Origin of the sequence: Dickeya oryzae (genome assembly GCF_009372235.1) — a bacterium.
In the GTDB taxonomy this organism is placed as follows: Bacteria; Pseudomonadota; Gammaproteobacteria; order Enterobacterales; family Enterobacteriaceae; genus Dickeya; species Dickeya oryzae.
In genome coordinates this window covers 61271-84440 of the sequence record NZ_SULL01000018.1, presented here as the reverse complement: position 1 = coordinate 84440, position 23170 = coordinate 61271, and the positions used below count along the sequence as shown (strand labels likewise).

Annotated in this window: 17 protein-coding genes and 4 pseudogenes; 15 read left to right on the top strand and 6 right to left on the bottom strand. The window is 50.9% G+C overall.

The window, feature by feature from the left end; genetic code table 11:
* The first annotated feature begins 410 nt into the window (after positions 1 to 410).
* The 3 genes from acs to actP all read left to right on the top strand — a co-directional run bounded on the left by acs (position 411) and on the right by actP (position 4482).
* Positions 411 to 2372 carry an acetate--CoA ligase gene (gene acs / locus FAZ14_RS19075; protein ID WP_153509018.1) on the top strand — a complete coding sequence of 654 codons (1962 nt, stop codon included), beginning with the start codon at positions 411 to 413 and terminating at the stop codon, positions 2370 to 2372.
* 143 nt (positions 2373 to 2515) lie between these two features.
* Positions 2516 to 2827 carry a DUF485 domain-containing protein gene (locus FAZ14_RS19070; protein ID WP_016943693.1) on the top strand — a complete coding sequence of 104 codons (312 nt, stop codon included), beginning with the start codon at positions 2516 to 2518 and terminating at the stop codon, positions 2825 to 2827.
* Positions 2824 to 4482 (top strand): cation/acetate symporter ActP, encoded by a 1659-nt coding sequence (gene actP, locus FAZ14_RS19065; RefSeq protein ID WP_153509017.1) that lies wholly within the window; start codon positions 2824 to 2826, stop codon positions 4480 to 4482. Before FAZ14_RS19070 ends, actP begins: the two co-directional genes overlap by 4 nt.
* Before the next feature lie 53 nt (positions 4483 to 4535).
* Here the strand turns inward: actP and FAZ14_RS19060 are convergent, their stop codons facing one another.
* From FAZ14_RS19060 to FAZ14_RS19045, 4 genes are all read right to left on the bottom strand, one after another.
* Positions 4536 to 6182, bottom strand: coding sequence for a Na+/H+ antiporter (locus FAZ14_RS19060; protein ID WP_153509016.1), 1647 nt, complete (start codon positions 6180 to 6182; stop codon positions 4536 to 4538).
* A gap of 211 nt (positions 6183 to 6393) precedes the next feature.
* On the bottom strand, positions 6394 to 7761 hold the full coding sequence (locus FAZ14_RS19055; RefSeq protein ID WP_016943696.1) for an NCS2 family permease: 1368 nt from the start codon (positions 7759 to 7761) through the stop codon (positions 6394 to 6396).
* A gap of 877 nt (positions 7762 to 8638) precedes the next feature.
* Positions 8639 to 9562 (bottom strand): kdo(2)-lipid IV(A) palmitoleoyltransferase, encoded by a 924-nt coding sequence (lpxP, locus tag FAZ14_RS19050; protein ID WP_029456635.1) that lies wholly within the window; start codon positions 9560 to 9562, stop codon positions 8639 to 8641.
* A gap of 261 nt (positions 9563 to 9823) precedes the next feature.
* A complete protein-coding gene (locus FAZ14_RS19045) occupies positions 9824 to 10252 on the bottom strand; it encodes a TOBE domain-containing protein (RefSeq protein WP_153509015.1) in 429 nt (142 codons plus the stop codon).
* A 236-nt stretch (positions 10253 to 10488) separates the two neighbouring features.
* On the opposite strand from FAZ14_RS19045, the gene FAZ14_RS19040 reads away from it, so the two are divergent.
* The 5 genes from FAZ14_RS19040 to FAZ14_RS19020 are packed head-to-tail and all read left to right on the top strand — an operon-like array spanning position 10489 to position 15470.
* Positions 10489 to 11361, top strand: a complete 873-nt coding sequence (locus FAZ14_RS19040; protein WP_029456636.1) for a carbohydrate ABC transporter permease — start codon at positions 10489 to 10491, stop codon at positions 11359 to 11361.
* Positions 11351 to 12238: a carbohydrate ABC transporter permease gene (locus tag FAZ14_RS19035; RefSeq protein ID WP_016943700.1), complete on the top strand. Its 888-nt coding sequence runs from the start codon at positions 11351 to 11353 to the stop codon at positions 12236 to 12238. Before FAZ14_RS19040 ends, FAZ14_RS19035 begins: the two co-directional genes overlap by 11 nt.
* Positions 12239 to 12248: 10 nt before the next feature.
* Positions 12249 to 13070 carry a phosphodiesterase gene (locus tag FAZ14_RS19030; RefSeq protein ID WP_016943701.1) on the top strand — a complete coding sequence of 274 codons (822 nt, stop codon included), beginning with the start codon at positions 12249 to 12251 and terminating at the stop codon, positions 13068 to 13070.
* Positions 13070 to 14155, top strand: a complete 1086-nt coding sequence (locus tag FAZ14_RS19025; protein ID WP_153509014.1) for an ABC transporter ATP-binding protein — start codon at positions 13070 to 13072, stop codon at positions 14153 to 14155. Before FAZ14_RS19030 ends, FAZ14_RS19025 begins: the two co-directional genes overlap by 1 nt.
* Positions 14148 to 15470 (top strand): ABC transporter substrate-binding protein, encoded by a 1323-nt coding sequence (locus FAZ14_RS19020; RefSeq protein WP_012883411.1) that lies wholly within the window; start codon positions 14148 to 14150, stop codon positions 15468 to 15470. Before FAZ14_RS19025 ends, FAZ14_RS19020 begins: the two co-directional genes overlap by 8 nt.
* A 94-nt stretch (positions 15471 to 15564) precedes the next feature.
* Here the strand turns inward: FAZ14_RS19020 and FAZ14_RS19015 are convergent, their stop codons facing one another.
* Both FAZ14_RS19015 and FAZ14_RS19010 read right to left on the bottom strand, forming a co-directional pair.
* Positions 15565 to 16113: a sugar transferase gene (locus tag FAZ14_RS19015; protein ID WP_038903359.1), complete on the bottom strand. Its 549-nt coding sequence runs from the start codon at positions 16111 to 16113 to the stop codon at positions 15565 to 15567.
* Between the two features lie 9 nt (positions 16114 to 16122).
* On the bottom strand, positions 16123 to 17097 hold the full coding sequence (locus FAZ14_RS19010; RefSeq protein ID WP_153509013.1) for a UDP-glucose 4-epimerase family protein: 975 nt from the start codon (positions 17095 to 17097) through the stop codon (positions 16123 to 16125).
* A 151-nt stretch (positions 17098 to 17248) separates the two neighbouring features.
* On the opposite strand from FAZ14_RS19010, the gene FAZ14_RS19005 reads away from it, so the two are divergent.
* The 7 genes and pseudogenes from FAZ14_RS19005 to FAZ14_RS20500 all read left to right on the top strand — a co-directional run.
* Positions 17249 to 19141: a polysaccharide biosynthesis protein gene (locus tag FAZ14_RS19005; RefSeq protein WP_020477082.1), complete on the top strand. Its 1893-nt coding sequence runs from the start codon at positions 17249 to 17251 to the stop codon at positions 19139 to 19141.
* A gap of 14 nt (positions 19142 to 19155) precedes the next feature.
* Positions 19156 to 19651, top strand: a pseudogene (locus FAZ14_RS19000) (transposase); the annotation flags it as partial.
* A 206-nt stretch (positions 19652 to 19857) separates the two neighbouring features.
* Complete coding sequence (locus tag FAZ14_RS18995; RefSeq protein ID WP_012771054.1) at positions 19858 to 20235, top strand: winged helix-turn-helix transcriptional regulator; 378 nt, start codon at positions 19858 to 19860, stop codon at positions 20233 to 20235.
* 471 nt (positions 20236 to 20706) lie between these two features.
* Positions 20707 to 21042, top strand: a pseudogene (locus tag FAZ14_RS20350) (GDP-mannose 4,6-dehydratase); the annotation flags it as partial.
* A 195-nt stretch (positions 21043 to 21237) separates the two neighbouring features.
* Positions 21238 to 21456 (top strand): annotated as a pseudogene (locus FAZ14_RS20345) (sugar phosphate nucleotidyltransferase); the annotation flags it as partial.
* Between the two features lie 246 nt (positions 21457 to 21702).
* Positions 21703 to 22719, top strand: a complete 1017-nt coding sequence (gene galE, locus FAZ14_RS18990) for a UDP-glucose 4-epimerase GalE (RefSeq protein ID WP_016943712.1) — start codon at positions 21703 to 21705, stop codon at positions 22717 to 22719.
* Between the two features lie 187 nt (positions 22720 to 22906).
* Positions 22907 to 23011, top strand: a pseudogene (locus FAZ14_RS20500) (IS630 family transposase); the annotation flags it as partial.
* Positions 23012 to 23170 lie beyond the last annotated feature (159 nt).

The following is a 23170-nucleotide window of genomic DNA, read 5'->3' as shown; positions in this document are numbered from 1 at the left end:
ATGAGCGGCATTCAGTGCGACTCTTTAGGTATTGTTAGCACTATATCCGCTTTCGCTGGAGGTCGATCGCTCAAATAAGGCCGATCTTTTGCTTGTTTGATCATATCGTCCGATCAAAATCCTGCTAATGATAGTTAATGCCAATTGAATAGTCATTTTCATTCATCGTTCCCTTTACGAGCCCAACGGGCCGCTCCAATCGGCAAAAATGTGAGCGAAATCCCATAAAACAGCGTACTTCCGCAACGGCTTCCCCATGCTTCTCGATCTGGGACTACTCTTAAAAGCAAACATCTGGACACCATTTCTGTAATGCGTGATCCATCGCGCAAAAAAGAAACAAATGTTAATGGCTCACTATTATTAACCATTGATTGACATAATATTAACAATGTTTAAGGAGAAGCGCTATGAGCCAATATAATAAACACCCTATACCTACCGCGATTGCGGAGAACGCCTTAATCACCGCCGAACAATATAAAAAGATGTATCAAGAATCGGTGCAAGATCCTGATTCTTTCTGGCGGGAACAAGGCAAGATCGTTGATTGGATCAAACCTTATCAGCAGGTCAAAAACACCTCTTTTGACCCAGGCCATGTTCGCATTCGCTGGTTTGAAGACGGTACGCTGAATGTCGCAGCGAACTGTCTCGATCGCCACCTTGCCACGCAAGGTGATCAAACCGCGATCATCTGGGAAGGTGACGATGCCAAAGAAAGCAAGAAAGTCACCTACCGCGAGTTGTATCAGGCGGTATGCCGTTTTGCTAACGTATTAAAAGCAAAAGGGATCCGCAAAGGTGATGTGGTCGCCATTTATATGCCAATGGTGCCGGAAGCGGCTGTCGCGATGCTGGCGTGTGCCCGTGTTGGTGCCGTGCATTCGGTTATCTTCGGAGGGTTCTCCCCTGAATCGATCGCCGGGCGCATTGTCGATTCCAGCGCCAAACTGGTGATCACCGCCGATGAAGGGATCCGCGCCGGGCGCTCGATTCCACTGAAAAAGAACATCGATGAAGCACTGCGTAACCCTGCCGTGACCACCGTGAGCAATGTCATCGTTTTCCAGCGCACCGGCAAACCCGGTAACTGGCAGGATGGCCGCGATCTATGGTGGCACGAGCTGGTTGCTCAGGCGAGCGATGACTGCCCGCCGGAAGAAATGAATGCCGAAGACCCCTTGTTTATCCTGTATACCTCCGGCTCAACCGGCAAACCCAAAGGGGTTCTGCACACTACCGGGGGCTATCTGGTATACGCCGCCACAACATTTAAGTATGTCTTTGATTACCATCCTGGCGATATCTATTGGTGTACCGCTGACGTTGGTTGGGTCACGGGTCACAGCTATTTGTTGTACGGTCCGCTGGCCTGCGGTGCCATCACACTGATGTTCGAAGGTGTACCTAACTGGCCAACCGCCAGCCGGATGGGACAGGTCGTAGACAAACATCAGGTCAATATTCTGTATACCGCTCCCACCGCTATCCGCGCATTGATGGCGGATGGAGACAAAGCTATCGAGGGCACCTCACGCCAGTCGCTCAAAATCATGGGCTCGGTGGGGGAACCCATCAACCCGGAAGCCTGGGAATGGTACTTCAAGAAAATAGGTAACAGCCGCTGCCCCATCGTCGATACCTGGTGGCAGACAGAGACCGGGGGATTCATGATCACCCCGCTGCCCGGCGCGATTGAAGCCAAACCCGGTTCTGCAACATTGCCGTTTTTCGGGGTGCAACCGGCCCTGGTGGATAACGTCGGTAACCCACAAGACGGTGCCTGCGAAGGGAATCTGGTGATTACCGACTCCTGGCCGGGTCAGGCTCGCACGCTGTTTGGTGACCATGACCGTTTTGAACAGACCTACTTTTCTACGTTCAAAGGTATGTATTTCAGCGGTGACGGCGCGCGCCGTGATGAAGACGGTTATTACTGGATAACCGGCCGCGTAGATGACGTACTGAACGTGTCCGGACACCGTCTGGGGACAGCAGAAATCGAGTCTGCGCTGGTGTCACACCCGAAAATCGCCGAAGCCGCAGTGGTTGGTATTCCGCACAGTCTCAAGGGGCAGGCTATTTATGCCTACATCACGCTCAATCATGGTGAAGAACCCACCAGTGAGTTGTACACCGAGGTGCGCAACTGGGTGAGAAAAGAGATCGGCCCGATTGCGACGCCCGATGTTCTGCATTGGACCGATGCACTACCGAAAACCCGATCCGGCAAAATCATGCGCCGTATTCTGCGCAAGATTGCAGCCGGGGATACCAGCAATCTGGGTGATATTTCTACCCTCGCCGATCCTGGCGTAGTAGAGAAATTGCTGGAAGAAAAACAAGCCATGGGCAACACACCGTCTTAACCGTTATCCGATAGATAAAAACAGCGCCGCCCGCACCAGGTAACAATATGTTGTTGGTAACAATATGTTGTTCTGGTGTGTGGTGGCACCTAAAAAACAGTCGTCTGTTAAGGCGACGCGACTTATCTGACTGGAGATTTATGATGAATGATCTCATTTATCAACGGATTGAAGATAACCCGCTATTTAAAGAACTGGTTCAGAAACGGCAACGTTTTGCCGCCTTTCTTTCGCTGATCATGCTGGTGTTGTACGTCGGTTTCATTCTGTTGATCGCCTTTGCGCCGGGCTGGCTGGGAACGCCTATTTCTCCCGGAGCAGGGACGACCCGCGGCATCCCGTTGGGTATCGGGCTCATTATCATTTCTTTCGTGCTTACCGGTATTTACGTCTACCGTGCCAATGGTGAATTCGACCGCCTGACCAAAGCATTGCTAAATGAGGTGCAAAAATGAAAAGCCGCATTTTCCTGCTGACCGGTCTTCTGGGGCTACCAATATGGGCGCACGCGGCGGATGCCGTTTCCGGCAACGTTCAGAAACAACCGCTGAATATCCAGGCTATCGTACTGTTTGTGTTATTTGTGGCAGCAACGCTCTATATCACCTACTGGGCATCCAAGCGCACCCGTTCGCGTAGTGATTACTATACGGCGGGCGGTAATATCACCGGCTTTCAAAATGGGTTGGCGATTGCGGGCGATTACATGTCTGCCGCCTCGTTCCTCGGCATTTCGGCGTTGGTATATACCTCTGGCTTTGACGGCCTTATCTACTCGCTCGGTTTTCTGGTGGGCTGGCCGATCATTCTGTTCCTGATAGCAGAGCGGCTGCGTAACCTTGGTCGCTATACCTTCGCTGACGTGGCGTCTTACCGGTTGCAGCAAAAACCCATCCGTACCCTGTCGGCCTGTGGCTCGTTAGTGGTCGTGGCGCTATACCTGATAGCCCAGATGGTGGGTGCCGGTAAGCTCATCCAGTTGCTGTTCGGGCTGAATTACCATGTCGCCGTGGTGTTGGTGGGTATTCTGATGGTGATGTACGTGCTGTTTGGCGGCATGCTGGCGACCACCTGGGTGCAAATCATCAAAGCGGTCTTGTTGCTGTGTGGCGCGACCTTCATGGCACTCATGGTGCTGAAAACGGTCAATTTCAGCTTTGACAGCCTGTTCACCGAAGCCACCAAGGTTCACGCGAAAGGCTTCGCCATCATGAAGCCCGGTGGTCTGGTCTCCGACCCGGTTTCCGCCCTGTCTCTTGGGCTGGGATTGATGTTCGGTACGGCGGGTCTGCCACACATCCTGATGCGTTTCTTCACCGTCAGCGACGCCAAAGAAGCGCGTAAGAGCGTGCTCTTTGCTACCGGTTTCATGGGGTATTTCTACTTCCTGACCTTCATTATCGGCTTTGGTGCGATTCTGCTGGTGAGCTCTAATCCGGCATTCAAAGATGCAGCAGGCGCGCTAATAGGCGGCAATAATATGGCGGCGATACATCTTGCCAATGCGGTCGGCGGTAACTTCTTCCTGGGCTTTATCTCCGCCGTGGCTTTCGCCACGATTCTGGCGGTGGTGGCTGGGCTGACGCTGGCGGGAGCCTCTGCGGTATCGCATGACCTGTACTCGAATGTTATCAAGAAAGGCCAGGCCACTGAGCGTGACGAACTGAGAGTATCCAAACTGACGGTACTGGCGCTAGGGGTCATCGCCATCTTGCTGGGGATTCTGTTCGAAAACCAGAATATCGCCTTCATGGTAGGTCTGGCGTTCTCGATCGCCGCCAGTTGTAACTTCCCGATTATCCTGCTGTCGATGTACTGGTCGAAGCTGACCACTCGCGGGGCAATGATCGGCGGCTGGGCTGGGTTGTTAACGGCCGTCATCCTGATGATTCTGGGGCCGACCATATGGGTGAAAATTCTCGGTCACGCCACCCCAATCTACCCCTATGAATACCCGGCGCTGTTCTCAATGCTGGTAGCGTTTATTGGTATCTGGTTTTTCTCCATTACCGATAACTCCGCCAATGCCATTGAAGAACGCGGCAAATTCAAGGCGCAATTCATCCGTTCACAAACCGGCCTTGGCATCTCCAAGGGCTCATCTCACTAACACGAGACAAGCACAAACGTACAACAAACCGGGGAGTCTGCTCCCCGGTTTTTTTACACCTTCTCACTGAGTACGGCTTCCAGCAAATCCAGTTCCCGCAGCATTTTTTGCAGCGTTTCATTACTGATGCGCTGCGTGGCACGCAGGTGATACAGCTCGGCACGCTCAGCACTGACCGCTGCCAGACGAAAGCGCCGCTCCAGATTCTCAACCGCCATATTGTTTTCCAGTTCATCGGTACCTGCCACACGTCGATGCAGCATACCGATGACGCGGGCGCTGACCTCCGCCAGTACCTGATCATCCAGATTCTCTTCTCTGTCTGCCGCCAGGCGCTCCTGCATTTTTTTAAGGCAATCGATAGCGACCTGCGCCATCGTCACCCGCGCCATGCGTTCCTCTTTTTTCTGCACGCTGTGATCCGTCAGGGTAATCCCCCGCAGTAACAGCGGTAGCGCCACCACGCCGCACAACAGTGAAAACAGGATCACACCGGTAGCAATAAATACCAGTTGATAGCGGGATGGGAACGGCTCACCGCTACTCAGAAACAACGGGATCGACAGCACACCCGCCAGCGTAATGGCACCTCGTACACCGGCAAAGGTACTGATCCAGATTTCACGCGCGGTATAGCGGGCAAACAACATCGGGCGCTTATTCTGCACATAGCGACTGTAGAGTTTCATCAGCCACAACCAGGCAAAACGCAACAACAACAAGGCGCAATAGATCAGCGCGATATCAGCAAACAACAGCCAGGTTTCAATGGTAGGGTCCAGTTCCGCCTGCACAATCGACTCTTCAATCACGCCTGGCAGTTGCAGCCCCAACATCAGGAACACCATTCCGTTGAACACAAATTCCAACATGTTCCACACGCCGTTAGCCCGCAAGCGCATGTTGAGCGGTGCCTGTCGCAGCAGTTGCGTTCGACTGATCGTCATACCCGATGCGACCGCGGCCAAAATACCCGACACACCGAAATGCTCGGCAATCAGGTAAGCCGCAAACGGCAGCAGCAGCAGCAATACGATCTGGGTGGCGGCATCATCATCGTTTTGATGGCCGAGCAGCGACAAGGATTTGCTGTACACCCAGGTGATGCCGATCCCGGCCAACAAGCCCCCTAGCGCGACCTGCAAAAACGCCAGCGTCGCGCCGGAAACAGTAAACACCATGGTGCCCATGGCAATCGCCACGGCAAACTTGAGCGACACCAGCGCAGAGGCGTCATTCATAAGCGCCTCCCCTTGCAGGATCCCCATCAGTTTCTTAGGGATCCGGTCTTCACCGACGATACCGGACAACGCGACCGCATCAGTGGGAGACAACACAGCAGCCAGTGCAAACGCCGCCACTAATGGCATTTCCGGGATCATCCAATGCAACAGGTAACCAATACCCACCACGGTAATCACCACCAGCACCAGCGCCAGCCCCAAAATTTCGCGCATATGATGCAAGAACTCACGGGTCGAGGTTTTCCAGCCGTCAGCAAACAGCAACGGCGGGATAAACAGCACCATGAACAACTCAGGATTAAAGTCGACATGCAGGCCGAACTGCGGCCACGCCAACATGGCACCAAGCGCAATCTGCATCAATGGCAGTGGTATCTGGAAAGGCAGGAGGCGCGTCATCACGCCGGAAAGCGACACGACCAACGTCATGATCAGAATGGTGAAAAATATTTCCATGTGTTCCTTGGTTAATTGCCGTTACATGAAAGGACTCCGGTTAGCTACCATCAGGTGGCTGCGCTCGCCAATGGGTGATCTTTATGAATAATAACAAGATATTGTGTGATGAACAGAAAACGATGACAAAAAATCAGCGCATTGGCATCACAGGATAAAAAAGGGGAACCGATGTTCCCCTTCGTGTAGTGCCAGATATGGTAAAACGGGTTTACAGCGCCCAACCGCCAGCGTAAAAGGCCACCAGCGCTGCGGCGATAATCACCGTGCCAACATTCAGCTTGCGCCATTCGCCGGAGAACAGACGGCCCAGTACCAGTGAGCCAAAGCCCAGCATGATGCCGGTCACGATGTTACAGGTCAGTACGATGAATACCGCACACACCAGGCCAGACATCGCATCGACAAAGTCGTTGAAATCCAGTTTGGACACATTGCTCAGCATCAGCAGGCCAACATACATCAGCGCAGGTGCGGTGGCATAAGCAGGCACCAGATAAGACAACGGCGACAGGAACAGGATCAGCAGGAACAACACGCCAACTACCGTCGCGGTCAAACCGGTTTTGCCGCCTGCGGCAGTACCCGCCGCTGACTCAATGTAGACCGCTGCCGGCGAGGTTCCCACCAGGCTGGAGAAAATGCTACTGATGGAGTCAGCGGTCAGCGCACGTCCACCGTTAATAATCTGTCCGTCTTTATCCAGCAGGTTAGCCTGACCGGCCACCGCGCGGATGGTGCCCGTCGCATCAAATACCGCCGTCATCACCAGAGCCAGCACACTCGGCAGCACCACCGGCTGCAACGCGCCTTTGATGTCGAGGCTGAAAATCAGCGACTGACCATTGGCATCCGTCAGGCTCGGCAACGCAAACAGCCCTTGGTATTTCACGTTCGGATCAAAAATCAGGCCGATGACCGAAATAGCAACGATCACCAGCAGGATCCCACCCGGTACGCGGCGTTTTTCAAGACCGATGGTTGCCGCCAGACCGATCAGCGACATTATCACCGGGAACGCGGTGAAATGCCCCAATGCCACCGGTAAACCATCGATCGGGTTTTTAATGACCAGACCGATGCCGTTCGCCGCAATGATCAGCAAGAACAACCCAATACCAATACCCGCACCGTGCGCTACGCCCATGGGCAGATTGCGCAGGATCCAGGATCGGATGCCGGTCGCAGAAATCACCGTGAACAGCACGCCCATCATGAAGATCGCACCCAGTGCTACCGGCACACTGATATGTTGACCCAGCACCAGACTAAAGGCAGTAAACGCCGTCAGCGAGATAGCGCAGCCAATCGCCATCGGCAGGTTGGCCCACAACCCCATCAGCAGAGAACCAAACCCCGCCACCAGGCAGGTGGCGACAAACACAGCCGCAGGCGGAAAGCCTGCTTTGCCCAGCATGCCGGGTACGACGATGACCGAGTAAACCATCGCCAGAAACGTGGTCAAACCCGCCAGCACTTCCTGACGAACGCTGCTACCGCGCTGTGTAATCTTGAAAAAGGCATCAAGCGCGCCTGCGGGACGAGCCGCATCGTCAGCCTGACGAGTGGTATTGGACATGGTATATCCCCTGAAATGTCGTTGTTATCAAATGCTATTGGTTATCAAACGACTGGCTATCAAACACCGGGTTATTACGCGGGCGGGTTATCACCGCACGGTGGCCGGCATCTGGTCAACATTCGAAAAACGGAGTGAATCAACGTCCTTGCCAGACGCCGTAAACCTGCCGCTTTCCCCTGCCAGTCTGACACGCAAACGATTAACCATTGCGTTACAGAGCGGCTGAATCCTGCCAGTTGTTGTTGAGGCGGCAGATTATCCTGCCTTCGGGACATCCATTTCAACTGCTATTCCCTGCATACGCATCATGGTTGCACTAAAAATGGTGCCACCCCCGCGCAACACAGAGCCGACAAAGCTACTTACCTGGCAACCGGCCAACATCATTCACATAGCAATACATTGAGTATGAAAGAAAATAAAACCATGGTTCAGGAAGAACAGACTGTACGTTTATTTTTTTGTGATGGAGTTCACAAAAAAATTGACCACTGCCCGAGCTGGGTATATCTTTAAAACCGTGAACAACGTCACATAAATAATGAATCATACAGAGGAATACGACAATGAAGCTGCTGCACAAAATTATCGCCATGTTTGAAAACTTCAACATCCACTTCGGTACGTTCAACCAGTAATTCTTTTATGCGTAGGGAGGAAACACCATGAGTCTTGTCCGTCAAATCACTCAACTACTAAAAGCGTTGGGCAAAACCTACCGCGGTGTCCGTCCTTACGCGCTGTTCCGTTAATCATCAAATCATTCTCTCCTTCTTGAATTGTGGCAGCCCTTGGGCTGCCACTTTTTTATCTCTTTTGTTCTTATACTGGTAGCGCCTGCGCGTTTGCACCGCATGTTATCGGTACAAAACTGTTATCGGTACAACGACGCCTCACCACACGGACGCGTTTTGAAACGGCGATGCAGCCATAGGTATTGTTCCGGTGCGCGCAGAATTTCCCGCTCTATTACCCGGTTCATGTATTGCGCGGCCTGCTGTTGATCTTCACTCGGGTAGTCTTCCAGCTCCGGCTCAATCACCAACTGGTATCCCTGACGGTTTGGTTTGCGAATCAACACGGTGGTGATCATCGCTGGCTTGGCTAACCGATAAATGGTGAAGGTACCGCTGGTCGTCGCCGCCTGATCCACCGCAAAGAACGGCGCAAACACGCTACCTTTGGGGCCATAGTCCTGATCTGGCGCAAACCATACCGCTTCGCCGCTTTTCAGCGCCTGCACCATGCCACGCAAATCTTTGCGATCAATCATCGCTTTATTGGAACGGGAACGTCCCCAGGTCTGCACCAGTTCCATGACTTTATTGTTATGGCGTCGATACATCGCCATCATCGGCTGACATAGCCCCATCGCGCGGCCGCCTAACTCCAGCGACATAAAGTGAATGCCTATCACCATCACACCACGTTGCTCACGCCCCGCCCGCTGAAGGTTTTCAAAACCGGATACCTCGAACCAGGCTTTGACTCGCCGATCTGACCAAAACCAAGCCATGCCCGTTTCCATCAGCGCCATCCCCAACGATGCAAAATTCGCCTCCAGCAGCGTATTACGCTGGGATGCCGACATATCGGGAAAGCACAGCTCCAGATTACGACGTGCGACATTCACCCGCCGCTTGAGAAAATGGCGGGAGGTACGTCCCACCCAGCTTCCCAGCCGCATCAGTAGTGGATAAGGCAGTTGCACCAGTAAAAACAGCACCACCAGGCCGAACCACAGTAGCCAGTAGCGAGGGTGGAACAAGTCCCTGGTAAAGGTTTGTTGAGTCATTATCGAATATCTTCTTGAAAGTCATACCAGCCAGTTTTAACAAACCAACCATGTACGACTGCTATGTCAGTATCCAGGCAGCACGAAGGAAAACACAGTTAATGTGAAAAACGGTCAATGTGAAAAGAGGAAAAACAGGCGGCAGAGAACACGCCAATAAATCCCATGCCTCTCTGCCACTACGAGGTTACCCAGATTACCCGAAATCGGTCACGGAAAGGAGAGCATCGAGTGTAAAGATTGTGAACAACCACGAACCGTTCGTCAGGCGCGGGTTGCCAGAATCACACTCGAAGCCTTAACCAAGGCAATCACGGCAGAACCTGCGTATAACCCCATATCTTGTACACTGTCATTGGTTACACTGGCGGTCAGCTTTAATCCGTTGGTGGTGGTGATATGCACCGTTGCGTTCACTGCACCGTCGACAATACGATTAACCGTGCCGCTAAACTGGTTACGGGCTGAGAAATTCAGGCCACAATCTGCCGATGCCAGAATCACCCATGGCGCTTTGATCAACGCCAGCGCGGGTTTACCTGGCGCCAGCCCGAGCGTCGCCACACTATTGCGGGTGATAACCGTGGTGAGTGTTTCTCCGCTTTCCAGCGTTAGCACCACTTCACTGTTAACAGCCCCCTCGGTGACACTGGCCACCGTGCCGTTTAATTGGTTTCGTGCAGAAACAGACATATCCCCTCCTGGATGAATCGATGAGTAACCCATAAATCGGATGAAGCGTATCCATCAAACGCTTTTTCCCCCCTCAGCACAAGCCATCCGCGTTAGTTTTATTTTCTGGAAACTACCGTCACCAAATCGTCACTGACCTGCCATGCCCTTGCAGTATTCCCCGCACAGCATATGTGTTCCGTTTTTACCGAAATTCGGTGACTGGCATTAACCATCACGCTGCGAAAACTATCACCATGCAAAAAAAATGGCTCCCCTGGGTGATTCTGTCGCCTTCTTTATTGTTTCTACTGCTGTTTACCTATTTTCCGCTGTTGCGCTCCGTTTATGACAGCTTGTTCGATACCCGCATGGCTAGCGTGAATGCGCCATTTGTCGGTTTGGGAAATGTGATCCGCCTGTTGGATGACCCCGTTTTCTGGCGTGCCGTATCCAATAATCTGATCTACATCCTGTTGACAGTCATCCCCGGCGTGGTACTGGCGCTAATGTTAGCCGTTGCGTTATGGGAGAACCACACGGTCAATCGCTGGCTGCGCACCGCCTTCTTCTTCCCGATGATCATTCCGATGGTCAGTGCCGCCGCACTGTGGCTGTTTATCTTCATGCCCGGTATCGGCTTGCTGGATTATTACCTGGCTAAACTATTCGGTCCGATGAACAACAATTATCTGGGTCGTAGCAATAGTGCTCTGCTGGCACTCGCGCTGATTGGCGTGTGGAAATTCGCTGGCTATTACATGCTGTTCTTTTTGGCTGGTCTGCAAAGTATCCCGCCTTCTACCCGTGAAGCCGCCGTCATGGAAGGCGCTACACCGACACAGGTATTTTTCCGCGTCACGCTGCCGCTGCTGCGCCCAACGCTGAGTTTCGTCATTACCACGGCGCTGATTTACTCCATCACCCAGATTGACCACGTAGCGGTCATGACCCACGGTGGACCGGATAACGCCACTACCGTACTGCTGTATTACATCCAGAATTTAGCCTGGGACACCCATGACCTTGGCAAAGCCTCCGCCGCGACCTTTCTGACGCTGGCCGGTCTGTTCGTCTTCTCGCTGATTAACCTGAAAGTACTCGAGAAAGGGGCACATTATGAGCGTTGATATTTCCCCTGCTGTTGTCTGCTCGACACAGGCCCCGTTGCCGACCTGGCTGCGCTGGCGCCAATCAAGGCGCGCTACCCTGAGTCTACTGATGATCTGTGCCGCGCTGCTCTGGGTCAGCCCGTTTATCTGGATGCTGTCATCTGCCTTTAGCGCTACCACCTTTGGCACTGGCATGGCTTCTCTGTTACCACGCTGGCCATTAACGCTGGACAACTTCCGTGATGCCTGGCAAAGCGCTGACTGGATAAGCCTCTATGCCAACACGATTTTCTTTACGTTTGGCACCTTTTTCGTCCAGTTACTGACCATCACTACCGCGGGTTACGTGTTCGCCTGCCACGAATTTCGCGGCAAGCAGACACTGTTTCTGCTGTTTTTGGTGCAGTTGATGATCATGCCGGTCGTGATGATGGTACCGAACATGATGACGCTGAAGGCCTTCGGTCTGCTCAATACGTTAACCGGCGTGATGATGCCCTATTTCACGTCAGCATTTGGCGTGTTTCTGATGCGCCAGGCGTTCCTGTCCATTCCCAAAGAGATTGAAGAAGCTGCGCTGATGGAAGGATGTCGTTGGTGGCAAGTGGTATTTCGCGTACTGCTGCCGATGTCCTGGCCCTCCATTCTGGCGTTTGCCACCGTCAGCATTACCTATCACTGGAACGAGTATCTGTGGCCACTGATGATGCTCAACGACCCGGACAAGCAGGTGCTGACCGTCGGGTTAGTGTCATTCGCGATGGGCGCTGAGTCTGGCGGCCAGTGGGGAATGATCAGTGCCGGTACGCTGATGGTATGCCTGCCGTTAATGCTGGCGTTTATCGCTTTCCAAAAACAGTTCCTGAGAAGTTTTGGTTTCTCAGGAATAAAATAAGGGGTTTTTCATGCTGTTAGCACAAATTTCTGATACTCACTTTCGAAGCTCAGGGCAAAAACTGTACGACTTTATCGATATCAATGCCGGTAACGCCGACGTGGTATCACAACTGAACGCGCTCACCGAACGCCCGGATGCGGTGGTGGTCAGCGGCGATATCGTCAACTGCGGCCTGGCGTCGGAATATCAGGTCGCCCGCCAGATTTTAGGTAGCCTCAACTACCCCTTGTACATTATTCCCGGCAACCACGACGACAAAACGCATTTTCTGGAATATTTGCAGCCACTGTGCCCCCAGTTGGGTAACGATCCACAAAATATGCGTTACGCGATTGATGATTTCGCCACGCGGTTGCTGTTTATCGACTCCAGCCGTGCAGGGACATCCAAAGGCTGGCTGACGGAAGAGACCCTGTCCTGGCTGGAAGTACAACTGGCACGTGATGACAAACCTACCGCTGTCTTTATGCATCACCCGCCGCTGGCTCTCGGCTCCGCCCAAATGGACCGTATCGCCTGCGAAAACGGGCACCGCCTGCTGGAACTGGTGGAGCGTTTTCCGTCGCTGGTGCGCATTTTCTGCGGTCACAATCATTGCCTTATCATGACGCAGTACCGTCAGGCCATCATTGCCACCGTGCCGGGTACGGTTCATCAGGTGCCCTACTACCACGAAGACACTCGCCCTTATTACGACATGTCCCCGCCAGCCTGCCTGATGCACCGTCAGATTAATCAGCAGTGGGTCAGCTACCTGCACCCGCTGTCGCATTATGCCGGTCCATGGTTGTACGACGAAAAAATCAGTTGCCCGGTGGATGCGCGTTAATGGCTATGTTACGACTGCACAACGTCAGCAAACAATTTGACGATAAGCCGGCACTGCGCTCCCTCTCACTGGAAATCGCCGATGGCGAATTTCTGGTGCTGGTCGGGCCGTCCGGCTGTGGTAAAAGTACTCTGCTACGCTTACTGGCCGGGCTGGAAACGGTAAGCGACGGCGAAATCTGGCTGGATGGCGATAACATTACCGCCCAGTCACCGCGTGAGCGGAACTTCGCGATGATCTTTCAGAACTACGCGCTGTTTCCCCACCTGACGGTGAAAGAAAACATCACCTTCGGTATGCAAATTCGCCATGAACCCAAAGCAAGCTGGCAGCCGCGGCTGGAAAAAGTGGCGCACCTGCTGCAACTGGATACCTTGTTGGATCGCAAACCGGGCAAGCTGTCTGGTGGTCAGCGCCAACGCGTCGCGATGGCTCGCGCCATTGTTCGCGACCCAAAACTGTTTTTGATGGATGAACCGCTGTCCAACCTGGATGCCCGACTGCGCACTGAAGTACGCGACGGTATTATGGCACTGCATCAGCAACTCAAGACCAGCACCGTTTACGTCACCCATGACCAGATAGAAGCCATGTCGATGGCGGATCGCATCGTCGTCATGAATAACGGCGAGGTCCAACAGGTCGGCACCCCGGAACAACTGTACGCTTTCCCAACCAACCTGTTTGTCGCCAGTTTCATCGGCTCACCGGCCATGAACATTATCACTCTGCCTTGCAGCGGCGGCGTGGTTCAGATTGGAGAAAAAACACTTCCTCTGCCCCCCCACGCGGCACATCTTCAGGAGGTGTTCTTCGGCATCCGTCCGGAACACCTCACCGATACGCCAGAAGCAGAACAGCATACGCATCACGTGTCCGGCACGGTGACGCAACGAGAATTGATGGGCGCAGACTATCTGCTGCACATCAGCACGCCAATCGGCGAACTACGCTACAGCCGCAAAAATCGCGGCGATATCCCGATGGTCGGCGACACCGTCAACCTCGGCTTTTCACCTTTTGATGTTCATCTTTTTCATGCTGAAACACAGCAGAATATATACCAGGAGCCCCCCCATGCATAAGCCCCTGAAACAGCGGTTACAGGCGCTCACTCTCGGCATTTCGCTGGCCTTTAGCGCGTCGGCGCTGGCCAAGCAGAACATCGACTTCATGTTCCCAGCCCCGGTGGATGGCAAACTGACGATGGAAATGACGCGCATCATCAAAGAATTCAACAATTCCCAGCAGGATGTCGAAGTGCGGGGAATTTTCACCGGTAACTACGACACCACCAAAATGAAAGCGGAAGCGGCGCAAAAAGCCGGTCAGCCACCGGCATTGGTGATTATGTCCGCCAACTTCACGACCGACCTGGCGCTGAAAAATGAAATCCTGCCGATGGATGAGCTGTTCAAATACGGCAATGAACAAGCTGGTACGTTTTTAACCAACGAGTTCTGGCCAGCCATGCACAAAAACGCCCAGGTGATGGGCGTGACCTACGCGATCCCGTTCCACAACTCCACCCCGATCCTCTACTACAACAAAAACCTGTTTGAAAAAGCCGGGATAGCGCAGCCGCCGCAGACCTGGCAGGAACTGCTGGCCGACGCGAAAAAGCTGACTGACCAGAGCAAAGGCCAGTGGGGTATCATGCTGCCCTCCACCAACGATGACTACGGCGGCTGGATTTTCTCCTCGCTGGTACGCGCCAATGGCGGCAACTACTTCAACGAAAATTATCCGGGTGAAGTTTATTACAACAGCCCGACCACCATCGGCGCACTGCGTTTTTGGCAGAACCTGATCTACAAAGATAAAGTGATGCCATCCGGCGTGCTGGACTCTAAACAAATCAGTGCCGCTTTCTTCTCCGGCAAGCTGGGCATGACACTACTGAGCACCGGTGCGCTGGGGTTCATGCGTGAAAACACCAAAGACTTTGAGCTGGGTGTCGCCATGTTGCCTGCCAAAGAGCAGCGAGCAGTACCGATCGGCGGTGCCAGTCTGGTCAGTTTCAAAGGTATCTCTGATGAGCAGAAGAAAGCGGCTTACCAATTCCTGAGCTATCTGGTCAGCCCGCAAGTTAATGGTGCCTGGAGCCGCTTCACCGGCTACTTCTCACCGCGCAAAGCGGCGTACGACACGCCAGAAATGAAAGCGTATCTGCAGCAGGATCCCCGTGCTGCCACGGCGCTGGAACAGTTGAAATACGCACATCCGTGGTACTCCACCTATGAAACGGTGGCGGTGCGAAAAGCGATGGAAAACCAACTGGCTGCCGTAGTGAATGATGAGAAGGTGACGCCGGAGGCCGCCGCCAAAGCCGCCCAGCAGGAAGCGGATACCATCATGAAGCCTTACGTTGATCAGACTGCGTTGGCCCCGATAAAGTAATCCCTCAACGTACATGCTGTTGTACTTATGATGTTGTTCTTATGATATGCACTTACGATGCCGGTCAGACCGGCATCGTTTTTTATCAGGGGTATCAGCGCACCCGATCGCCGGAGCCTTTACCGACTACCGTTTGTATCAGATAGGTAAAGTAGTGCTTCACCGACAGGGTCTGAATCATCTTCTGATCCCACTCGGCCAGTTTTTGCGGTGTGGACATGTCGATAGCATTTACCTGTGCCAGCCCGGTTATGCCCGGCAACACATCAAAGACGCCACGCGCCTGGCGTTCGGCAATCAGTTCTTGTTGATTGAACAGACAAGGGCGCGGCCCGACCAGACTCATTTCACCCCTCAGTACATTGATCAACTGAGGCAATTCATCCAGTTTGGTTTTACGCAAAAACGCCCCTAAACGAGTCACCGAACTACGACTGGCAAGATGTGTCGCCACTGACTCAGTCGCCACCGCCATGGTGCGAAATTTAATCAGATTAAAGGGCCGCTGATGCCGCCCAACGCGTTGCTGGATAAAAACCGGCGACCCCGTATCAAATAATCCCAACACATAAACGATCAGCATCACTGGCCACAAACACAGCAATCCCACCAACGCCAGTAAGATATCCAGAACACGCAGCATAATAATCGGTCAACCTTCTTTGGATAGAGACTCAGATGCGCCGGGTATTTCCGACAGAAACGCCCGCGCCGTGATGGCAATCGCCTGATGATAGGAAATGGCTGGCTGCCAGCCAAGCTGCCGCCGGGTTTCACTCACATCGACCTGCAATGAGCCCAGCAGGCGATCCGCCACCGCCGATTTTCCCAACAGTGTCGCAGCACCTTTCAGTACCCACGACGGTAACGGCCAGCAGCGGTTTTTAACCCCCAGCGCCATGGCCATGTCCGCCAACAAGTCAGCGGTAGAGACATCATGACAGTCTGATACCAGCCACACCCGTCCAGGTGCCTGCGGATGACGCACACTGAGCAATATCAGGTCAGCCACATTGTCAACAAACACCAGACTGCGTTGATTATGTACCGCCGCCAGCGGCAACGGCACCCCTTTGTGAACCCAATTCATCATGGCACGGAAATTGGCTTTTACACCGGGGCCATAGACTAACGGCGGGCGAATAACCACCACCTCCAGACCTGTCTCCTGGGACAGACGCATCAGGCCTTGCTCCGCCTCATACTTACTCAGACCGTAAGGGTCGAGCGGTGGCACGGCCACATCCGGCTGAAAAGGCGCCCCCGGTTGCGTTGCCTCACCATTTACTTTAATTGAACTCACAAAAACAAACCGCTTCACACCCGACGCCGCCGCCTGCTGCGCCAGACGCAATGTCCCTGCGACATTGGTTTCCCGGTACAACGCCAGCGCATCACGGCCATCTTGCATCTGGTGAACTCTGGCGGCGCAATGCACAACCGCATCCACGCCCTGCAGTGCCGGTGCCCAGTCTGTCGTCGCCCCCAGATTGGCACGAATCATGTCACTGTCAGTGGCGTTACTACGTTCACTACCATGCAAAACACAGCGCACGCCTTGCTCATTCGCCAGCGCAACCACCCGGTTACCGATAAACCCCCGGCTTCCCGTTACTAAGATTTTCAATGAGATTACCTTCCTGAATAGCCCGGCTCATAATACCGGGCATAACGCCATAACTGAAATTAAGATAAGCACATCTGGTCAAGACATGGCTAGACCACTAAAATAGTCCGCTAATACCACTCTATTGTCGCACATGGACATTCAGGCTCTGATGTTTAAACTTATTCCGCTTTTGCTTAACGCAGAGCGTGCTACCAAACGCATAGCGACTGTATTCTATGACGTTGTTGCCATTGTGGCCTCGTTGTATCTGGCCGTTGCCGTCCGTTTAGGTACCACTGATTTTCCAATCGGCTCAGCTGAAATAGCCAGCGTCGTTGTCACGTTATCCATCACAATCCTGGTCTTCATTCGTTGTGGCATGTACCGCGCCGTACTGCGCTACATGATGCTGCCCGCGATGGGGTATGTATTTCTATCGGTTATTTTATCCGCTGTCAGCCTGGCGCTGAGTAGCTTCTTTTTTCAGTCTTTTGTTCCACGCAGCGTACCGTTTATTTACGCCGGTCTGGCGACTCTCGCTTTGGGCAGCCCTCGTGTACTCATCCGAACCTTCTATTACCACTACTATAAACGCCAGAAACCTAACGTGTTTATTTACGGAGCAGGAGCGACCGGGCGAGATTTGCTTTATGCGTTGATTCAGGGCGATGAATATCACCCCGTTATCATGCTTGATGATGACGAGAAGAAGGTGGGCCAAATCATTTGTGGTATCAAAGTGCACCGCAGTAATGAATTCGAGAAGCTAAAACCGCTCTACCAGCCTGTAAAACTACTTTTAGCCATCAATAACATACAAAAAGGTCAGCGATTAAGATTACTTGAAAGGCTCTCCCACTGGCCCATCGAAGTACAGTCCGTTCCCTCGGTCGAAGATATCGCCGCAGGCAAAGCAACGGCAACAGAGATACATGACCTGGATGTTGCTGACCTGCTGGGACGCGAAGCAGTTGCCCCCGATAAGAACCTGATGGCGAAAAACATTACGGGAAAATCGGTGATGGTGACAGGCGCTGGCGGTTCGATAGGCTCTGAGCTGTGCCGCCAAATTCTGGCACAGCGCCCCAAAATATTGGTGTTGTTTGAACTCAATGAGTACAACCTCTATACCATCGATCAGGAACTGCAAGGTATCAAAAAACGCCTTATGCTTGAGACAAAAATCGTCACCGCATTAGGTTCGGTACAAAAGCAGAACCGGGTACAAAAGCTGATTCGTACCCATCAAGTCGAAACGATTTACCATGCCGCCGCCTACAAGCATGTGCCGCTGGTTGAAGAGAATGTGATTGAAGGGATCCGCAATAACGTGTTTGGCACGTTAGCCTGCGCCGAAGCAGCGATAGCCGAAGGGGTGGAAAATTTCACACTGATTTCCACAGACAAAGCGGTGCGTCCAACCAATATCATGGGCACCAGCAAGCGGATGGCGGAATTAATTTTACAAGCATTGGCTGAGCGCCAAAATCAGACCACATTCACCATGGTCCGATTTGGGAACGTATTGGGGTCGTCGGGCTCTGTTGTTCCTCTGTTTAAAAAGCAGATCCGCCAGGGTGGCCCGGTCACCGTGACACACCCGGATATTATCCGTTATTTCATGCTCATTCCTGAAGCGTCACAGTTGGTCATACAGGCGGGCGCAATGGGAATGAACGGGCAGGTGTTCGTACTGGATATGGGCGAACCGGTCAAAATACTCGATTTAGCCCGCAGGATGATCAACCTGATGGGGATGAAAAGCTACATAGAAGGGCAAGGACACGCTGAAGAAGGGGATATCGCGATTAAATTCACAGGATTACGCCCCGGTGAGAAACTCTACGAAGAGTTATTGATCGGCGAAAATGTTGAAGGCACCAGTCACCCGAAAATTATGACTGCTCAGGAAGAGAAACTGAGCTGGCAAGAGATGGAACAGTTACTAGATAAACTGGATAAGAATTGCCATGAGTTTGATGTTGAGGCAATTAAAGAGCTCTTATTAGATGCGCCGACTGGCTATTCCGTAGCTTTGAGTGGACTGACCCCGCCCCGGTAGACGATCCCTACCCTATAGGCACACCACGATTCACACCTGAATTTAAGGACGAGGCCGTCCGTCAAATCACGGAATGCGGCTATTCCGTTGCCGAAGTTTCAGACCGGCTGAGCGTTTCTGCACACAGTCTCTATAAGTGGCTACGGCCATTAAACCCGATAACAGCGAGCAGCATGTCCGCGATTTACTGGAAGCCAAAAGTGAGCTCCTGAAACTCAGGGCACCGTTAACGCGAACAGAAGAAGAACGGGGTATTCTGAAAAAGGCCGCGAGGTACTTTGCAAGGGAGTCCGACTAAAGTACCGCTTTATCAATGAACACCTTGCTGTATGGGGTGTCATGACGATGTGTCGGGTCCTGAACGTCGCCAGAGCCGGGTTCTATACATACCCGCACAATCCGGCCTCTGCACGTGATAAAGACAGCCAACGCCTGCTGACGCTCATCCGCGATTCATATGCACTGAGTGGGGGCAGTCCATGTGTCATTTCAGCACGATGTAAGCACGGAATGGCACATGTTCCTTTTCAATGCTGGCAAGGTTTGTGAAGTAAGTTCCCCTCCCACTTAGGTTTTAAAAAGAAACTATCCAATCAAAAAGAAACTATTCATCTAAAAAAGAACTAACTCCCCAAAAGAAACAAGATACGTTATTGTAAGCAGAGATACCGAGATATACCGAATAAAACCTTAGCTGAGAAAACAGAGGTCACGGGATGCCTGAATTCAGTGTTTACAGTAAAACCTGCCCGGCGCGTGTGGTGCTGGATCGTCTGTCCAATAAATGGTCGCTGCTGATTCTGGATCGGCTGGCGTGTGAGCCGGTCAGGTTCAATCAACTAAGGCGTGATATTGAAGGGGTATCGCAGAAGGTGTTGTCACAGACGCTCAAACACCTGGAACGTGATGGCATGATTCACCGACAAGTGTTTGCTACCGTACCGGTGACAGTGGAATACTCGATTACTACTCTTGGTAAAACACTCGTGAAAACCGTACATGAGCTGACCCACTGGGCAGAGAGTAACATCAATGCAGTCATGCTTGCCCAGCAGCGGTATGATGAGAACAACGCGGTTTCCACCGTGGCATAGGAGGATTCCCATCCTGGACGATTTGTAGAACCTGAAAAGCAATAACGTTTCTATTGCATTTCAGGTTTCCAGAATAGCTTTATATATTAATACATTATCTCTATGGTTAAATGTATATCCTAAAGCTCTTCCTTTGTTAATAATGATAATCATTATATGTCTCTATGAAGTACTTACGGTCTAATTTGCCTTGCTGAGGAAGGTGGTGAATGGGGGAAATTTTTAGTTTGGGGTGGGAGGTAATCCACAATACCGCTACACCTCTTTTGATGTGGCATGTAAAATATGCAAATTATTTTTCCTGTTTCTGGCTATATTTTCAGCAGAATTGCACGTGCAACAACGCGTTGAGGGTTGTATCTACGTTTGGATTAAATTCCAAGGGCGGTAGCGTGCCTGAATTTTGTTCATGCTCAGTCAGAGTGCAGTTAAGTTGAACCATCAGATATTTTGCTTTCCGGATGTAATATTATGAAAACATTAGTAACGGGTGGGACCGGGTTTATCGGTTCTGCTGTTGTTCGGCATATCATAAAAACATAGAAGATTCAGTTATTAACGTGGATAAACTCACGTATGCTGATAATTTTGAATCTTTGGTTGATGTGAGTGGTCACAAGCGTTGTGCTTTTAAATATGTAGATATTTGTGATGATACATCGCTCAAACATGTTTTTGATGCCAGCCAGAGGTCGTCATGCATTTAGCTGCTGAATCGCATGTAGACCGTTCGATTGTTTTATCGAAACGAATGTCGTAGGTACCTACACATTACTTGAGGCCGAGCGTGCTTACTGGAAAGGCCTGATTGCTTATGTGAAAGATCTCCTTGGTCATGATGTGTTTGCTTGCATGATTGGCGTGAGCTTGGTTGGGGACCACAGGAAACTTTTGAACGCGGTATTCGTAATGCAGTATAGTAGTACCTTAATCATTGCTCATGGCGGCCAGGGTGCTGGATGGTTCTTATTAGCCGTGAGTGTTGGTGAGTATAGAAAAATAATGAAATGTATTATCTTCGCAGACGGTTCAGGCTCTCGGCTGTATATTTTAACTCGCTGAGTTTCTAAGTAATTGCAGCCTGTTTATAGCAAGCCAATGATCTATTAGGCACTATCCACACTGATGTTAGCTGGGATTTTTGATGTATTAATTATCATTACACTTGAAAATAACGAAGGGTTTCGGCGTTTGCTGGATGATGGCAATATTTTCGGCATATAGGTACTGGTAGATTATTAATGGAATATTATGGGAACTGTATCCTGGAAATTCTTTGGCTGGATTTGACTAGTTCATGAGAATCGATATGCGGAAATATTGCCTAAACGGGCTGAGGTTATTCAAAAAAGTGGGTACCTGAAATCGTGTTAGAAAAAAGCTGCTGGCTGATAAAGGATTATTGAGTAAGGCTTCATAGTTTTAATCCGTAGTTTTTTAAATCAAAGATGCGCTAATGAGGATTGTATGTCTATACTAGTAACTGGTGGTGCCGGGTATATTGGTTCACATACTGTTTTGTTACTTATTGAAAATGGATATGATGTAATTGTTTTAGATAATTTGACTAATTCGTCTAATATATCACTTGAGCGTGTGGAATTGCTTACATCTAAAAAAATAAAGTTTATACATGGTGATATCAACGATTGCTTTTGCTTGGCTGAGATTTTTAAGGGAAATAACATTGACGCTGTTATCCATTTTGCAGCTTTAAAATCAGTAGGTGAATCGGTTAAAGAGCCATTAAAATATTACATTAATAATGTGAGTGGAACTTTAACACTACTTGATGAAATGAAAAAAGCGAATGTGAATAAATTTATTTTTAGTTCATCTGCTACAGTTTATGGAAATAATGCCCCTGTTCCAAATTTAGAAGATTATCCGATTGGTAATGCATCATGTCCTTATGGAACAACAAAGGTGATGATTGAAAATATATTATCAGATTTTGTAGTTTCTGACTCCTCGATGAAAGTCATTGCATTGCGATATTTTAACCCAGCAGGTGCCCACTATAGTGGATTAATTGGTGAGGACCCCAATGGTGTTCCAAATAATCTTATCCCTTATATTTCACAAGTTGCTGTTGGAAAGCTCGATAAATTACTAGTATATGGTGGGGATTATGAAACGATAGATGGTACAGGAGTTCGTGACTTTATACATATCATGGATCTTGCGGCTGGTCATATGCATGCATTAAAATATTTAGATAGCATGACTGGATATGAGACATTTAATTTAGGGACGGGAAAGGGAGTATCTGTTTTAGAAGTAATAAGATCATTCGAGAAAGCAAGTCAGAGGAATATTAATTATGAAATTGTTGAAAGACGTAAAGGTGATATCGCCTCTTCATGGGCTAATGTAGCTAAAGCGAAAACTGTTTTGGGCTGGACAGCAAAGCATGATATTGACGACATGATGCGAGATACCTGGAATTGGCAAAGAAAAAACCCCGCCGGATATAACTCATAATGATTAATATTTTTCATGATGATTGTGGAGTTTGGCTAATTTTAGGTAAAGAAATAAAGTTAACTCTTGCCGTAGGTTGTGAAGATTAAACGTTCGATAAAGTTGCCAAATATAAAATAGGTCTCTATGTTAATGTAATCATTGAACATTCTTGATTTTACCCGGAATCGAGATCATGCTATCCACTATTAAGATATTTATTACCGAAGAACAGAATGTTTAACACGAACACCCTCATGACTCCTGTCGTGATAAGTGTGTTTGTGATCGCATTAAAGCCGTCCTTCTTGCTTTGTAAGGCTGAACCGCTGCGCTGAAAAAACGGCAGGCTTAATCAGCCATTTATCTCAGAATCTATACCATCACACCCACGAAATCGTGACCTATATTTCCCGGCGTAGGAACTGGACTGCCCCCACTCCGGTAGACGATCCTGCCCTATAGTTTGAGT

Bases quoted from the DNA above. Each gene is read 5' to 3' on its own strand.
- acs (WP_153509018.1), top strand. From the start codon at position 411: ATGAGCCAATATAATAAACACCCTATACCTACCGCGATTGCGGAGAAC.
- FAZ14_RS19070 (WP_016943693.1), top strand. From the start codon at position 2,516: ATGAATGATCTCATTTATCAACGGATTGAAGATAACCCGCTATTTAAA.
- actP (WP_153509017.1), top strand. From the start codon at position 2,824: ATGAAAAGCCGCATTTTCCTGCTGACCGGTCTTCTGGGGCTACCAATA.
- FAZ14_RS19060 (WP_153509016.1), bottom strand. From the start codon at position 6,182: ATGGAAATATTTTTCACCATTCTGATCATGACGTTGGTCGTGTCGCTT.
- FAZ14_RS19055 (WP_016943696.1), bottom strand. From the start codon at position 7,761: ATGTCCAATACCACTCGTCAGGCTGACGATGCGGCTCGTCCCGCAGGC.
- FAZ14_RS19045 (WP_153509015.1), bottom strand. From the start codon at position 10,252: ATGTCTGTTTCTGCACGAAACCAATTAAACGGCACGGTGGCCAGTGTC.
- FAZ14_RS19040 (WP_029456636.1), top strand. From the start codon at position 10,489: ATGCAAAAAAAATGGCTCCCCTGGGTGATTCTGTCGCCTTCTTTATTG.
- FAZ14_RS19035 (WP_016943700.1), top strand. From the start codon at position 11,351: ATGAGCGTTGATATTTCCCCTGCTGTTGTCTGCTCGACACAGGCCCCG.
- FAZ14_RS19030 (WP_016943701.1), top strand. From the start codon at position 12,249: ATGCTGTTAGCACAAATTTCTGATACTCACTTTCGAAGCTCAGGGCAA.
- FAZ14_RS19025 (WP_153509014.1), top strand. From the start codon at position 13,070: ATGGCTATGTTACGACTGCACAACGTCAGCAAACAATTTGACGATAAG.
- FAZ14_RS19020 (WP_012883411.1), top strand. From the start codon at position 14,148: ATGCATAAGCCCCTGAAACAGCGGTTACAGGCGCTCACTCTCGGCATT.
- FAZ14_RS19015 (WP_038903359.1), bottom strand. From the start codon at position 16,113: ATGCTGCGTGTTCTGGATATCTTACTGGCGTTGGTGGGATTGCTGTGT.
- FAZ14_RS19005 (WP_020477082.1), top strand. From the start codon at position 17,249: ATGTTTAAACTTATTCCGCTTTTGCTTAACGCAGAGCGTGCTACCAAA.
- FAZ14_RS18995 (WP_012771054.1), top strand. From the start codon at position 19,858: ATGCCTGAATTCAGTGTTTACAGTAAAACCTGCCCGGCGCGTGTGGTG.
- galE (WP_016943712.1), top strand. From the start codon at position 21,703: ATGTCTATACTAGTAACTGGTGGTGCCGGGTATATTGGTTCACATACT.